Genomic DNA, 13,721 nt, shown 5'->3' with positions numbered 1-13,721 from the left:
GGGCGATGGCCGACATCCGAAGCCTGCGGGACGCGGTGCGGGAGCTGATCCGCGACGGGGACACCGTCGCCATGGAGGGGTTCACGCACCTGATCCCCTTTGCCGCTGCCCACGAGGTCGTCCGCCAGGGCATCACGGACCTCACCCTCGTCCGGATGACCCCGGACGTGATCTACGACCAGCTCATCGGCGCGGGCCTGGTCAGAAAGCTCGTCTTCTCCTGGGGCGGCAACCCCGGCGTCGGCTCGCTGCACCGTTTCCGCGACGCCGTGGAGAACGGCTGGCCGCGCCCCCTGGAGCTGGACGAGCACAGCCACGCCGGCATGGCGAACCGCTACGCCGCCGGGGCCGCACGGCTGCCCTTCGCGGTCCTGCGCGGCTACCGGGGCAGCGACATCGGCACGCGGACGCGGACCGTTTCCACCGTCACGTGCCCCTTCACCGGTGAGGAACTCGCCGCCGTCGCCGCCATCAACCCCGACGTCACCGTCATCCACGCCCAGCAGGCCGACCGGGACGGCAACGTCCAGCTGTGGGGCCTCGCCGGGGTGCAGAAGGAGGCGGTGCTCGCGGCGGACCGGGTCCTGGTCACGGTCGAGGAGATCGTCGACCGGCTGGAGCCCGTCCCGGGCGGCGTGGTCCTGCCCGGCTGGGTGATCGACGCCGTCGCCCTCGTACCCGGCGGCGCCCATCCCTCGTACGCGGCCGGCTATTCGGAGCGCGACAACGACTTCTACAAGGCATGGGACCCGATCGCCCGCGACCGGGACGTCTTCCGGCAGTGGATCGAGGAGCACGTCCTGCGCGAGAAGCGGGACGAGAGGGACGAGCAGGACGAGCAGGACAAGAGGGACGAGAAGAACGGAGAGGGCGCGCGATGACCACGGGCACCACGGGAACCAACAACACCACCGGCACCGCGGACTTCACCTCCGACGAGCTGATGGAGGTCAACGCCGCCCGCGCGCTCGCCGGCGCGCGGTCCTGCTTCGTCGGCATCGGCCTGCCCTCCACCGCCGCCAACCTCGCCCGCCGCACCGCCGAGCCCGGCCTGGTGCTCATTTACGAGTCCGGCACCATCGGCTCCAAGCCGACCCGGCTGCCGCTGTCCATCGGCGACGGAGAGCTCGCCGAGACGGCCGACGCCGTGGTGTCGGTGCCGGAGATGTTCAACTACTGGCTGCAGGGCGGGCGGATCGACGTCGGCTTCCTCGGCGCCGCACAGGTCGACCGCTTCGCCAACATCAACACGACCGTCATCGACCGCGGTCCCGGCCGCCCCGAGAGCCGGCTGCCCGGCGCCGGCGGCGCCCCCGAGATCGCCGCCAACTGCGGCAAGGTCCTGATGGTGCTGCGCCACTCCACCCGGAACTTCGTGGAGAAGATCGACTTCGTCACCACCATGGGCCACGGCAGCGGCCCCGGTGACCGGGCCCGCCTCGGCATGCCCGGACAGGGGCCCGTCGCCGTCATCACCGACCTCGGCATCCTGCGCCCCGACCCGGACACCGCCGAACTCGTCCTCACCGACCTGCACCCCGGCGTCACCGTCGAGCAGGTGCGCCACGCCACCGGCTGGGAGCTGCGGACCGCGGCCGCCCTGCGCACGACCGAGCCGCCCACGGCCGCGGAGCTGACCGCACTCCGCGCCCTCAAGGCCGGCTGAAGGAGCCCGAGTTGATACGAGACGTCTACATCGTCGACGCCGTGCGCACCCCCGTCGGCAAGTACGGCGGCGCCCTGTCCGGCATCCGCCCCGACGACCTCGCCGCCCTCGTCCTCCGCGGCCTGCTCGACCGTACGCCGGGACTCGACCCGGCCCGCATCGACGACGTCTTCCTCGGCAACGCCAACGGCGCGGGCGAGGAGAACCGCGACGTGGCCCGCATGGCCGTCCTGCTCGCCGGACTTCCGGTGACCGTCCCCGGCGTCACCGTCAACCGGCTCTGCGCGTCCGGCATGGAGGCCGTCGTCCAGGCGGCCCGCGCCGTGGCCGTCGGCGACGCCTCGGTCGCGATCGCCGGCGGCGTCGAGTCCATGAGCCGCGCCCCCTGGGTCCTGCCGAAGCCCGAGCGCGCCTTCCCGGCAGGCCATCAGGAGCTGTACTCCACCACCATCGGCTGGCGCATGGTCAACGAACGGCTGCGCCCCGAGTGGACCGTCGCCCTGGGAGAAGGCGCCGAACTCGTCGCCGACAAGCACGGCATCACGCGCGAGCAGCAGGACGCCTTCGCCGCCGCCAGCCACGAGAAGGCGGCACTCGCCTGGAAGAACGGCCTGTACGACGGGGAGATCCTGCCCGTCGACGGCGTACCGCTCAGCCGTGACGAGACCATCCGCGACACCACCTCCACCGAGAAGCTCGCCACGCTGCGGACGGTATTCCGCGAGGACGGCACGGTCACCGCGGGCAACTCCTCGCCCCTCAACGACGGCGCCGCCGCCCTCCTCCTCGTGGACGAGGACGGCCTCGCGGCCACCGGCCGCGAGCCCCTGGCCCGTATCCGGGCATCGGCCGTCACCGCGCTGGAGCCGCAACTCTTCGGACTGGGACCGGTCGAGGCCGTCCGCAAGGCCCTCGCCAAGGCCGGCCGCGGCTTCGGCGACCTGACCACCGTCGAACTGAACGAGGCCTTCGCGGCCCAGGCGCTCGGCTGCCTCGCCGAACTCCCCGAGCTGGACCCGGACCTCGTCAACCCACGCGGCGGCGCGATCGCCATCGGCCACCCGCTCGGCGCGTCCGGCGCCCGCATCACCGGGGCCGTCGCCCACCAGCTGGCCGCCGCCGGGAGCGGCCTCGGCCTCGCCTCACTGTGCATCGGCGTCGGCCAGGGCCTCGCGCTCGTCCTCGAACGCTGACCCCACCACGTATCCACGGAGCGTTTCATGACCACCGAACCCCTGCCCGACGGGCTCAGCCAGCGGGAGATCGACACCGAGGTCGCCAAGGCCGAGGCCGCACAGGCCGCCCCGCATCACCCGCCGCGCGACTTCCCGCCGTACCGCAGCAGCCACTACCGCCACCCGAAGCAGCCGCTGATCCCCGTCCGCGACCCGGAGGCCGTCGAACTGTCCGGGCCCGCCTTCGGCGTCACCGACGTCACCGCGCTCGACCGCGACCTGACCCGGCAGCACCAGGGCGAGCCCCTCGGCGAACGGATCACCGTCCAGGGCAGGCTGCTGGACCGCGAGGGACGCCCGGTGTGCGGCCAGCTCGTCGAGCTCTGGCAGGCCAACGCCTCCGGCCGCTACGCGCACCAGCTCGACCAGCACCCCGCGCCCCTCGACCCCAACTTCACCGGCCTCGGCCGATGCCTGACGGACGACCAGGGCCGGTACGCGTTCACCACCATCAAGCCCGGGGCCTACCCGTGGCGCAACCACGTCAACGCCTGGCGCCCCGCGCACATCCACTTCTCCCTCTTCGGGACCGCTTTCACCCAGCGCCTCGTCACCCAGATGTACTTCCCCGGCGACCCGCTCTTCGCCCACGACCCGGTGCTGCGGTCCGTGACCGACGCCGCTGCACGCGAGCGGCTCGTCGCCGCGTACGACCATGACCTGTCCGTCCCCGAGTGGTCGCTCGGATACCGCTGGGACATCGTCCTCGACGGTCCGTCCGCCACCTGGATCGAGGAAGGCCGCGACTGATGACGCTCCCTCCCACCCCGTCCCAGACCGTCGGCCCGTTCTACGGCTACGCCCTGCCGTTCCCCGGCGGCGGCGACGTCGCCCCGGCCGGACACCCCGACACGATCACCCTGCACGGGTACGTCCTCGACGGCCGGGGCGACCCGGTCCCGGACGCCATCGTCGAATCGTGGCAGCCCGGACTCGACGGCTCCCGCACCGGCACACCCGGATCGATGCGCCACGACCCCGTCACCGGCAAGGTCATCGGCCGCAACGGTGTCGACTTCACCGGCTTCGGCCGCGTCCCCACCGACGCCGACGGCCACTGGGCGATCCGCACCCTGCCACCCGCCGGAGTCCCCTACCTCTCCCTCGCCGTCTTCGCGCGCGGCCTGCTCCACCACCTCCACACCCGCGCCTACGTCGAGGACACCGGCGACGCCCTGCTCGACACGCTCGACCCGGCGCGCCGGGCCACGCTGATCGCCGCCCCGGGGCCGCACCGTACGTACCGTTTCGACATCCGCCTGCAGGGCGAGAAGGAGACGGTCTTCCTTGACTTCGCATGAGGACGCGGGCCTGCTCGCCCCCGGGTCGGCAGGCTCGCCCGCCGAGGCGGCGACCGGTGACGCGGCCTTCCTCCAGGCCATGCTGGACGCCGAGGCCGCGCTGACCCGCGCCCAGGCCGCGTGCGGGCTCGCCCCCGAGGACGCCGCACGCGCCGTCACCGAAGCGGCGGACGCGCGCCGGTTCGACGTACGGGACCTGGCCCTGCGCGCCCGCTCGGGAGGGAACCCGGTGATCCCGCTCGTCGCCGACCTCACCGCGGCCGTGCCGAGGACGGCGGCGGAGTACGTCCACCGGGGCGCCACCAGCCAGGACATCCTCGACACGGCGGCCATGCTCGTCGCCGCGCGCACCCTCGATCTCGTCCTGGGCGACCTCGGGCGGACCGCCGAGGCACTGGCCCGCACGGCCCGCGCCCACCGCGACACGGTGATGCCCGGCCGCACCCTCACGCAGCATGCCGTGCCCACGACGTTCGGCCTGAAGGCGGCGGGCTGGCGGTCCCTCGTGCTCGATGCACGGGACCGGCTCGCGGCCGTACGGTCCACGCTGCCCGCCCAACTCGGGGGAGCCGCAGGCACCTTGGCGGCCTTCCACGCCTGGGCCGACGCGGGCACGGACGACGCGACGGGGCCCGGCACCGGCACCGGCACCGATGACGCGGCCGCGCCCGGCACCGGCACCGCCGCCCCCTCCCGCGGCGGCGACACCGGGCTCCGCCTCGCCGCCGCGTACGCCCGGGAGACCGGCCTCGCCGAACCGGCGCTGCCCTGGCACACCCTGCGCACCCCCGTCGCCGACCTCGCCGGCGCACTCGCCTTCACCGCCGGGGCACTCGGCAAGACCGCCGCCGACGTCCTCACCCTCTCGCGCACCGAGATCGGCGAGCTGGGCGAGGGCAGCGGCGGAGGCTCCTCGGCCATGCCGCACAAGGCGAACCCGGTCCGGGCCGTCCTCGTCGCGGCGGCCGCCCGGCGCGCTCCCGCCCTCGCCGCCGTGCTCCACGGCTCCATGGCCGCCGAGGACGAGCGCCCCGCGGGCGCCTGGCACGCCGAGTGGGAGACGCTGCGCGACCTGCTCCGGCTGGTGGGCGGCGCCACCCGTGACGCCGCCGAACTCGCCGCCGGGCTGCGCGTCCACCCGGTCGCGATGCGCGAACACCTCGGCCTCACCGACGGGTTGATCGTCTCCGAGCGGCTCGCCGCCGCCCTCGCTCCCCGCCTCGGGCGCGCCCGCGCCAAGGACGTGCTCGCCCGCGCCGCCGAACGCGTCCGCGCGGAGGGCGCGACCCTCGCGGACGTCCTCGCCGAAGATCCCGGACTCGCCGGGCTGAGGCTGCGAGAGCTCACCGACCCCACCCGCTGCACCGGCTCCGCCGGACCGCTCACCGACCGGGCACTGGACAGACGATGAACGACACCCTCCTCCACCACCGCGCCGAAGGCCCCCGCACCGCACCCCCGCTTGTGCTCGGCCCCTCCCTCGGCACCTCCACCGCCCTGTGGGACGACGTCGCGCCCGGACTCTCCACGACCCACCGGGTCGTACGGTGGGACCTGCCCGGACACGGCGGTTCCGCCGCGACGCTGATCCGCCCCGGCGCGACCGTCGCCGACCTCGCCGCCCGCGTCCTCGACCTCGCCGACTCCCTCGGCGTCGACCGCTTCCGCTACGCGGGCGTCTCGCTCGGCGGCGCCGTCGGCCTGTGGCTCGCCGTCCACCACCCCGAACGGGTCGAGAGCCTCGCCGTCGTCTGCTCCTCCGCCCACTTCGGCGACGCGGCCCCGTGGCGGGAACGGGCCGCGCTCGTACGCCGCGAGGGCACCGCACCCGTCGCCGCGACGGCCGCCTCCCGCTGGTTCACGCCCGGGTTCTCCGCGACACGGCTGGTGGACGACCTGCGCGCCGCCGACCCGCAGGCGTACGCGGCCTGCTGCGACGCCCTCGCCGCCTACGACATCCGCCCGCACCTCGGCGCCGTCACCGCGCCCACGCTCGTGGTCGCCGGCCGCGACGACCCGGCGACCCCGCCCGCACACGCCCGCGAACTCGCCGACGCCGTCCCGGGCGCCACGCTCACCGAACTGCCGCACGCCTCCCACCTCGCGCCCGCCGAGTGCCCGGCACCCGTACTCGCCGCCCTGCGCGCCCACTTCACGGGCGACGCCGGCGACGGCATGGCCGTACGGCGCGCGGTCCTCGGCGACGCGCACGTGGACCGGGCGCAGGCCGGCACCGACCGACTGACCGCGCGTTTCCAGGACTTCATCACCCGCTACGCCTGGGGCGAGATCTGGACCGACCCCACCCTCACGCGCCGCGAGCGCAGCCTGATCACGCTCACCGCACTGGTGGCCCACGGCCACCTGGACGAACTCGCCCTGCACGTACGCGCCGCCGTGCGGAACGGGCTGACCCCGGACGAGATCGGCGCGGTGCTGCTCCAGAGCGCGGTCTACTGCGGCGTACCGGCGGCCAACGCGGCCTTCGCCGTGGCCCGCCGTACCCTCGCGGAGTCCGGCGAAGGCGACGCCCCGGCACGCTGAGGGGCGGGAGCCGGACACCGGCGCCCGGCGCGCGGAAAATGCGTGGCGCGGCGCTCGGCGCTCCCGTTAGGGTGACTGCGTTGCTGCGCCGGGCGGTTCGTCCGCCGGCGCTCCGAGCCGCGTACGACCAGGAGGTGTGACCGATGGCTGTCATGGCGATGGGCGCTGCCCACATCCAGAAGACCATTTCTCCCACCTCCGTGGTCTCCGGCTGAACCTCTCCTTCCTCCGGCGCTGCCGGCGCCGTGGCGCCGACGCGCGCCTGCCGGGGCCACCCTTGTGAAGGGTTTTCCCCTTGTCTCTCTCCTCTGCATCCGCCGCATCCGCACACCCGCTCGCCGACTACGGCTGGGACGAAGGATGGGCGCGGGAGTTCGCCCCGTACGGCGAGCGCGGGCTGCTGCCCGGCCGTGTCGTACGCGTCGACCGCGGTCAGTGCGACGTGGTCACCCCCGCCGGCCTCGTCCGGGCCGACACCGAGTTCGTGACACCCCGCGACCCGATGCGGGTCGTGTGCACCGGCGACTGGGTCGCCGTCGACCCGGACGGCGATCCCCGGTACGCGCGCTGTGTGCTGGAGCGCCGTACCGCGCTCGTACGGTCCACGTCGTCACAGCGGTCCGAGGGGCAGGTCCTCGCCGCCAACGTCGACCACGCCGTCATCTGCGTGTCGCTCGCGGTCGAACTCGACCTCGGGCGGATCGAGCGCTTCCTCGCCCTCGCGTGGGAGAGCGGCGCGCAGCCCCTCGTGGTCCTCACCAAGGCCGACCTGGTGCCCGACGTCACCACGCTGTCCTACCTCGTGCAGGACGTCGAGACCACGGCGCCGGGGGTGCAGGTGCTGCCCGTCAGCTCCACCACCGGGGAAGGCATCGACGTGTTCGGCGCGATCGTCTCCGGCGGCACCAGCGTCCTGCTGGGCGTCTCCGGAGCCGGCAAGTCCACGCTCGCCAACGCCCTGCTCGGCGAGGACGTCATGGACGTCCGGGCCACCCGAGACGTCGACGGCAAGGGCCGGCACACCACCACCACCCGCAACCTGCTCGTCCTGCCGGGCGGGGGAGTCCTCATCGACACGCCGGGCGTGCGCGGGGTCGGACTGTGGGACGCGGAGACCGGCGTCGGCCAGGTCTTCTCCGAGATCGAGGAACTCGCCGAGCAGTGCCGCTTCCACGACTGCGCCCACGGGTCGGAGCCGGGCTGCGCGGTGCTCGCCGCGATCGAGGACGGCACCCTGCCGGAGCGCAGGCTGGACAGCTACCGCAAGCTGATCCGCGAGAACCTGCGGATCGTGGCGAAGACGGACGCGCGGCTGCGGGCCGAGATGCTGCGCGACTGGAAGCTGAAGGGCGCGCAGGGCAGGGCGGCCATGGCCGCCAAGCGCGGCAACCTGCGCTGAGTCCCTGCCGGCGCCGTGCCCCGTGAGCCGACGGGACGGGACCGGCGCCGTGCCCCTGGGCTGTCCGGGGGCACGGCGCCGGCGGCGTCACGTACGGAGCACGACGGCCACCCACGCCGCCACGATCAGCAGGCAGCCGAACAGCTCCACCAGCACGCTGGTACCCGCCGCGCGCATCGCCGACCGCGTCGACGCCTTCGCCGGGCCGTGGCCGCCCAGGCGCCGGCGTTCGCAGACGTAGATCCCTCCGATGAACCCGGGCACCGCCCCCACCACGGGCACCACCACGAAACCCACCAGTGCCCCCACACCCGCGTACAACGCCGTCCGGCGCGAGACGGCCACCCACCGCAGCCGGCGCGGCGGCAGCAGCCACACGACGACCTGGTTGATCAGCAGGACCGCGGTCGCGCCCACCAGCAGCGCCCACGCGGCCCCCGACAGCTCGTGCATCGCCCACCACAGGACCGCGGCCCACACGAGCCACGGGCCGGGCACCCCCGGCAGCAGCACGCCCAGCAGGCCCAGCAGCATCACTCCGCCGGCCATCAGCAGCTGCCACACGCCCATGCGACCACAGTGCAGGATCAGGCGCGTCCCCGCAGATCGCGAGCCACCCATCCCTGCGCATACGCATGCCATCCCAGTTGGAGGCGGGTGGTGACACCGGTGAGCTCCATCAGGCCCTTGACCCGGCGCTGCACCGTCCGCAGCCCCAGGTCCAGCTGCTTGGCCACGCTCGCGTCCGTCATCCCTGCGAGCAGCAGCGAGAGGATCTCCAGATCCATGGCGTCCGGGCCCGCGGCGGGCGTCTCGGTGACCGCGTCGCCGCCCGCGCCCAGCCGCAGCGGCAGCGCGTCGCGCCACACCGCCTCGAACAGGCCCGTCAGCGACTCCAGCAGGCCGCTGGCGTGGACGACCAGCGCCGCCGGTTCGGCGCCGCGGCCGGTCAGTGGCACCATCGCGAGCGAACGGTCCGCGACGACGAGCTTGGTCGGCACCCGGTCCACCACCCGGACCTGCTCGTCGCGGCCGAGCGCGGCGGTCAGCTCCGTGATGCCGCCCGGCATCGACAGCACCTCGCGTTCGACGACCACCCGGTACGTCACCCCGCGCGTCGCCGCCTTCTCCTCCGCCTCGTTGTCCATGCCGCTGACCGCGACCGGCCGGCCCGTGACCAGCGCGCAGACCTCCTCGGTCGCGCCCAGCTGCAACTGGACGAAACGGTGCGTGACGGCGCTCGCCCCCGTCACCACCTCGACCAGGTCGTGCACCGCCGGCTCCGCCGACTCCGCGCGGTACTCCTCCGCCAGCAGAGCCGCCGCCAGCTCCGCCTGCTCCAGCTCGTGCCGCTGCTGCGTCAGGAGCGCTCCGAGCGCCACACCCGGCGGAGCGGCCACCCAGCGGCCGGTGCGTGCGGAGGACTGCGCCGCGAGGCCCTGCTGCTCCAGTCGGCGCAGTGTGCGCTCCGTCTCCGGCTCCGGCAGCGCGAGCCGGTGCGCGAGATCGGTGATTTCCGCGGCTCCGAGCGCGACGAGCGCGCGGTAGGCCGTCTCCTGTCTCTCGTCGAGACCTATCGCTCCCAGCACGGTGCCCCTCCCCGGACGTGCACTTCCTCGCCGCCGTGGCGGAAAACGGCCACGGCGCAAACCCGCCGCGCACATCATCCCTGCACCGGCCGTTCCTCTGCCAATGTGGCGCCACCGCAGCACCAACAGCCTCCGGCCGCAGGGCTTTTGTGCCCAATTGCGGCCGGAAACGGATTTGGAGAGCGATGCGCCCGATATCGCGTACGGCCCTGGGAGCGGCCACCGCCGCCGTCCTCGCCGTCACGGCCCTCGCGCCGTCGGCGGCGGCCGGGGGCCAGGAGGAGGCGGCCGGTCAGCGGCCGCTGACCGGCAGCGAGGCCGCGGCACGGCAGGACGCCCGGCCTGTCACCGTCACACTCGTCACCGGCGACCGGGTCCTGGTCACCCGCGACAGCGCGGGCGCCCCGGCGGCCTCCGTGCTGCCCCGCCCCGACGGCACGACGCCGCTCGTGCAGACCCGCAGGACCGGCCAGGACTTGTATGTCTACCCGGAGGGTGCCACCGCGGCGCTCGCCGCCGGCACCGTGGACGAACAGCTGTTCAACGTCACTGGCCTGATCCGCCAGGGCTACGACGACCCCCACTCGGCCTCCCTGCCCCTGATCGCCACCTACCGCTCCGACGTCACCCGTTCCGCCCCCGCCACCCCGCGCGGAGCCGACCGCGGCCTCGTCCTCGACGCCGTCGACGGCGTTGCCCTCAAGGCCGACAAGAAGAAGGCCGCCGACTTCTGGACGGACATCACCGCCCCACGGTCCCGCGCGGCCGCCGGCCTGGAGAAGCTGTGGCTCGACCGCAAGGTGCACGCCACGCTCGACCGCTCCACCCGGCAGATCGGCGCCGACCTCGCCTGGGCCGCGGGCTACGACGGCAAGGGCACCAGGGTCGCCGTCCTCGACACCGGTGTCGACGCCGCACACCCGGACCTCGAGGGCCGCGTCACCGCCACCGAGAACTTCACCGACTCCGCCGGCCCGGACGACCGCCAGGGCCACGGCACCCACACCCTCTCCACCGTCGGCGGCTCCGGAGCCGCGAGCGGCGGCAGCAGGAAGGGCGTCGCCCCCGGCGCCGAACTGCTCAGCGGAAAGGTCCTCAACGACTACGGCTCCGGGGCCGCGTCGTGGATCATCGCCGGCATGCAGTGGGCCGTCGACCAGAAGGCCGACGTCGTCTCCATGAGCCTCGGCAGCTCCCTGCCGACCGACTGCACCGACCCGATGAGCACCGCAGCCGAAGAACTCTCCCGCAGCGCGGACACGTTGTTCGTCGTCGCGGCGGGCAACGCCGGCCCGGCGCTCGGCACCGTCTCGTCACCGGGCTGCACACCCGGCGTGCTCACCGTCGGCGCGGTGGACCGCGACGACAGCACCGCACCGTTCTCCAGCCGCGGCCCCGCGATCGTCACCCACACCCTCAAGCCCGAGATCGCCGCCCCCGGCGTCGCGATCTCCGCAGCGGCGGCGGGCGGCCGGGGCGTCCACGCCTACCAGTCGATGTCCGGCACCTCCATGGCCACGCCGCACGTGGCCGGAGCCGCGGCGATCCTGAAGCAGCGTCACCCCGACTGGACCGCCCAGCGGATCAAGGCCGCGCTCGTGTCCTCCGCCGAGTCCGGCGTCCCCGGCGACGTACGCGAGACCGGCGGCGGCCGACTCGACGTCAAGGCCGCGATCGACGCCACCGTCGTCGGCGCGCCCGCCGTCCAGGGCGGCAGCTTCGCCTGGCCGCAGGACCGCAGCGACCGCACCACCGTGCAGGTGCCGTACACCAACACCGGCGACACGCCGGTCACGCTCACCCTCGCCGTGCGCGACGTCACCGGCAACGACGGCTCCGGCATCCGTACCGGTCTCGCGCGCCTCGGCGCACGGACCGTCACCGTCCCGGCAGGCGGCACCGTGCGCGTCCCGCTGACCCTCGACCCGTCCGTGCGCCTCGACCGCGCCCAGTACGGCGACGTCACCGGCCGCGTCGTCGCCACCGCCCGCGGAGTGCGCGTCTCCACGCCCTTCGCGCTCTACGTGGAGCCCGAGACCGTCACCCTGCGCGTCAAGCTCGTCGACCGGACGGGCGAGCCGGCCGACGGCAGCTCCTCGCTCGACGTCATCGGCACCGACGACGCGACCGGTGAACGCCGCTTCAACGAGGGCGCGCACGACCAGGTCTACCGGCTGCGGCCCGGCTCGTACTTCCTGTCCTCCTTCGTCACCTCGCGCGACGGCACCGTGGCCTATCTCGGCCGCCCGCAGACCGAGCTGACGAAGGACACCACCGTCGTGCTCGACGCGCGCAGGGCCCACCGGCTGCGCATCGACACCGACCGCACCGCCGAGAGCCGCACCACCACGCTCGGCTTCGCCCGCAGCTGGGACGACACCTGGCTGCACGCCGGATCCCTCACCGCCAACCGCCTGGCCGCCGGCTTCTACGCGGATGTCCAAGGCCGCGCGCGGGAGGGCGACTTCGAGTTCGCCAGCTACTGGCGGGCCTACGCCCCGCTCATCGAGAGCCTGGTCGTTGAGGGCGGCCAACCGCTGCACCCGATCGCCGCGAGCGTCGGCTCCGTCAACCTCGACGGCACCGGCACCGCGGAGATCGTCGACGCGGGCACGGGCACTCCGGCCGAGCTCGAAGCCGCGGGCGCCAAGGGCAGGTTCGCCCTCATCGAGCTGCCCGACGACAGTGCCGCGGCCCTCACCGCGGCACGCAACGCCAAGGCCGCCGGCGCCGTCGCCGCCGTCGTGCACCACGCGGCGCCCGGCCGCTGGCTGCCCTCCACGGGCTTCGGCACCGCACCCCACCCCGTCCTCGGCATCGAGGCCCAGGAAGCCGCCGCGCTGCTGGAGCGGCTCGGCGACGGGCCGGTGACCCTGCGGTGGAAGGCCACCGCACAGAGCCCGTACGTCTACAACCTGGCCTTCCCCGAGAACGGGCCGGTCACCGCCGACCGGACCTACCGCGTACGGGACGCGCGGCTCGGCCGCACCGAGTCCGCGTACCACGCGATGGGCGTGCGCGCCGACTTCACCGACGGCGTCGTCGCCCGCCGCCCGAGCGGCGCGGTCGCGTCCGTCTCCGGCTTCGACCTGGTCGGCGCGCCGGGCACCCGGACCGAGCTGTACACGCCCGGCGGCACCGAGTGGGAGCACTACGTCTCCTCCAGCTTCCCCTGGGGCGAGTTCATGCTCGACCGGCCCCGCGGCTACGAGGCGGGCACGGTCCGCGAGGAGTCCTGGTACGGCGGCGTCGTGGCGCCGACCGCGCCCCGCGACGACACGGGCAGGCCCGTGCTCGCGGCGGAACGGCAGGGCAACCTGATCGGAGTGGCCCCCGCACTGTGGGGCGACAGCGAACACGCGGCCGTAGCAGGGTCGTTCGGCGACATCGGCGGCCTGCGACTGATGCGCAACGGGGAAGAGATAGGGCAGACTGGTTTTCCGTTCGGGGTCTTCGAGGTCCCGTCGGACGACGCGCTGTACGAACTGTCGCTCAACCAAGCGAAGATCGGGCAGCCCGCCGCGGTCTGGAAGCGCTCGACCCAGCTGCTGACGACCTGGAAGTTCCGCTCGCGCCTGGACGAGAGCGCGTACTCGCAAGGGATCCCGCTGCTCTTCCCGGGATACGGCCTCCCGGAGGACGGCCTCAAGACGGTCGCGGCGAGCGACGGCCTGCGGATCGCCCTGAGCGCCACCGGTCACGCGGGCTACGAACCCGGTGAACTGACCGGCGCGACGCTGTCGTACTCGTACGACGGCGGCGACACGTGGACCGAGGCGGCCACCGAGAAGCGGGCCGACGCCGGATGGACGGCGACCGTGGACCACGCGGGCGCGTCGGGCCGGACGGTCACGCTGAAAACCGAACTGACGGACGCCAAGGGCAACTCCGTCACCCAGCTCGTGGTCGGCGCATACGCCGTGCGCTGACCACGACGGTCCGCCGGGCGACCTTCCCGTGGGGGGTTGGGCCGCCCGGCGGACCACC

Annotated in this window: 11 protein-coding genes; 9 read left to right on the top strand and 2 right to left on the bottom strand. The window is 74.1% G+C overall.

Annotation, left to right across the window (positions count from 1 at the left end):
* Positions 1-5 precede the first annotated feature (5 nt).
* The 8 genes from ACF08N_RS03035 (at position 6) to rsgA (ending at position 8,145) form a co-directional block, all read left to right on the top strand.
* Positions 6-881 carry a CoA transferase subunit A gene (locus tag ACF08N_RS03035; RefSeq protein WP_392322783.1) on the top strand — a complete coding sequence of 292 codons (876 nt, stop codon included), beginning with the start codon at positions 6-8 and terminating at the stop codon, positions 879-881.
* Complete coding sequence (locus ACF08N_RS03030) at positions 878-1,666, top strand: CoA-transferase subunit beta (protein ID WP_392322782.1); 789 nt, start codon at positions 878-880, stop codon at positions 1,664-1,666. The genes ACF08N_RS03035 and ACF08N_RS03030 overlap by 4 nt, the downstream gene beginning before the upstream one ends.
* A gap of 11 nt (positions 1,667-1,677) precedes the next feature.
* Positions 1,678-2,859 (top strand): thiolase family protein, encoded by a 1,182-nt coding sequence (locus ACF08N_RS03025; protein WP_392322781.1) that lies wholly within the window; start codon positions 1,678-1,680, stop codon positions 2,857-2,859.
* A gap of 27 nt (positions 2,860-2,886) precedes the next feature.
* Complete coding sequence (gene pcaH, locus ACF08N_RS03020; RefSeq protein WP_392322780.1) at positions 2,887-3,651, top strand: protocatechuate 3,4-dioxygenase subunit beta; 765 nt, start codon at positions 2,887-2,889, stop codon at positions 3,649-3,651.
* Positions 3,651-4,202, top strand: coding sequence for a protocatechuate 3,4-dioxygenase subunit alpha (gene pcaG / locus ACF08N_RS03015; protein ID WP_392322779.1), 552 nt, complete (start codon positions 3,651-3,653; stop codon positions 4,200-4,202). Before pcaH ends, pcaG begins: the two co-directional genes overlap by 1 nt.
* Positions 4,189-5,613 (top strand): lyase family protein, encoded by a 1,425-nt coding sequence (locus ACF08N_RS03010; protein ID WP_392322778.1) that lies wholly within the window; start codon positions 4,189-4,191, stop codon positions 5,611-5,613. The genes pcaG and ACF08N_RS03010 overlap by 14 nt, the downstream gene beginning before the upstream one ends.
* Positions 5,610-6,746 (top strand): 3-oxoadipate enol-lactonase, encoded by a 1,137-nt coding sequence (pcaD, locus tag ACF08N_RS03005; RefSeq protein ID WP_392322777.1) that lies wholly within the window; start codon positions 5,610-5,612, stop codon positions 6,744-6,746. The genes ACF08N_RS03010 and pcaD overlap by 4 nt, the downstream gene beginning before the upstream one ends.
* A 295-nt stretch (positions 6,747-7,041) precedes the next feature.
* A complete protein-coding gene (gene rsgA / locus ACF08N_RS03000) occupies positions 7,042-8,145 on the top strand; it encodes a ribosome small subunit-dependent GTPase A (RefSeq protein ID WP_392322776.1) in 1,104 nt (367 codons plus the stop codon).
* A gap of 87 nt (positions 8,146-8,232) precedes the next feature.
* Here the strand turns inward: rsgA and ACF08N_RS02995 are convergent, their stop codons facing one another.
* Together ACF08N_RS02995 and ACF08N_RS02990 are read right to left on the bottom strand one after the other, a co-directional pair.
* Positions 8,233-8,715, bottom strand: coding sequence for a DUF456 domain-containing protein (locus ACF08N_RS02995; protein WP_392322775.1), 483 nt, complete (start codon positions 8,713-8,715; stop codon positions 8,233-8,235).
* Positions 8,716-8,732: 17 nt separating this feature from the next.
* The gene (locus ACF08N_RS02990; RefSeq protein WP_392322774.1) at positions 8,733-9,734 is read right to left on the bottom strand and encodes a helix-turn-helix domain-containing protein; all 1,002 of its coding nucleotides are present in this window, start codon (positions 9,732-9,734) and stop codon (positions 8,733-8,735) included.
* Between the two features lie 185 nt (positions 9,735-9,919).
* On the opposite strand from ACF08N_RS02990, the gene ACF08N_RS02985 reads away from it, so the two are divergent.
* Positions 9,920-13,663, top strand: a complete 3,744-nt coding sequence (locus ACF08N_RS02985; protein ID WP_392322773.1) for a S8 family serine peptidase — start codon at positions 9,920-9,922, stop codon at positions 13,661-13,663.
* Positions 13,664-13,721 lie beyond the last annotated feature (58 nt).

Source organism: Streptomyces sp. NPDC015127 (genome assembly GCF_043080095.1).
GTDB lineage: Bacteria > Actinomycetota > Actinomycetes > Streptomycetales > Streptomycetaceae > Streptomyces.
This window is presented reverse-complemented; position numbering and strand designations above follow the sequence as displayed.

What these genes read in the sequence shown, in the direction of transcription:
- ACF08N_RS03035 (WP_392322783.1), top strand. Translation starts at nt 6, where the DNA reads ATGGCCGACATCCGAAGCCTGCGGGACGCGGTGCGGGAGCTGATCCGC.
- ACF08N_RS03030 (WP_392322782.1), top strand. Translation starts at nt 878, where the DNA reads ATGACCACGGGCACCACGGGAACCAACAACACCACCGGCACCGCGGAC.
- pcaH (WP_392322780.1), top strand. Translation starts at nt 2,887, where the DNA reads ATGACCACCGAACCCCTGCCCGACGGGCTCAGCCAGCGGGAGATCGAC.
- pcaG (WP_392322779.1), top strand. Translation starts at nt 3,651, where the DNA reads ATGACGCTCCCTCCCACCCCGTCCCAGACCGTCGGCCCGTTCTACGGC.
- pcaD (WP_392322777.1), top strand. Translation starts at nt 5,610, where the DNA reads ATGAACGACACCCTCCTCCACCACCGCGCCGAAGGCCCCCGCACCGCA.
- ACF08N_RS02995 (WP_392322775.1), bottom strand. Translation starts at nt 8,715, where the DNA reads ATGGGCGTGTGGCAGCTGCTGATGGCCGGCGGAGTGATGCTGCTGGGC.
- ACF08N_RS02985 (WP_392322773.1), top strand. Translation starts at nt 9,920, where the DNA reads ATGCGCCCGATATCGCGTACGGCCCTGGGAGCGGCCACCGCCGCCGTC.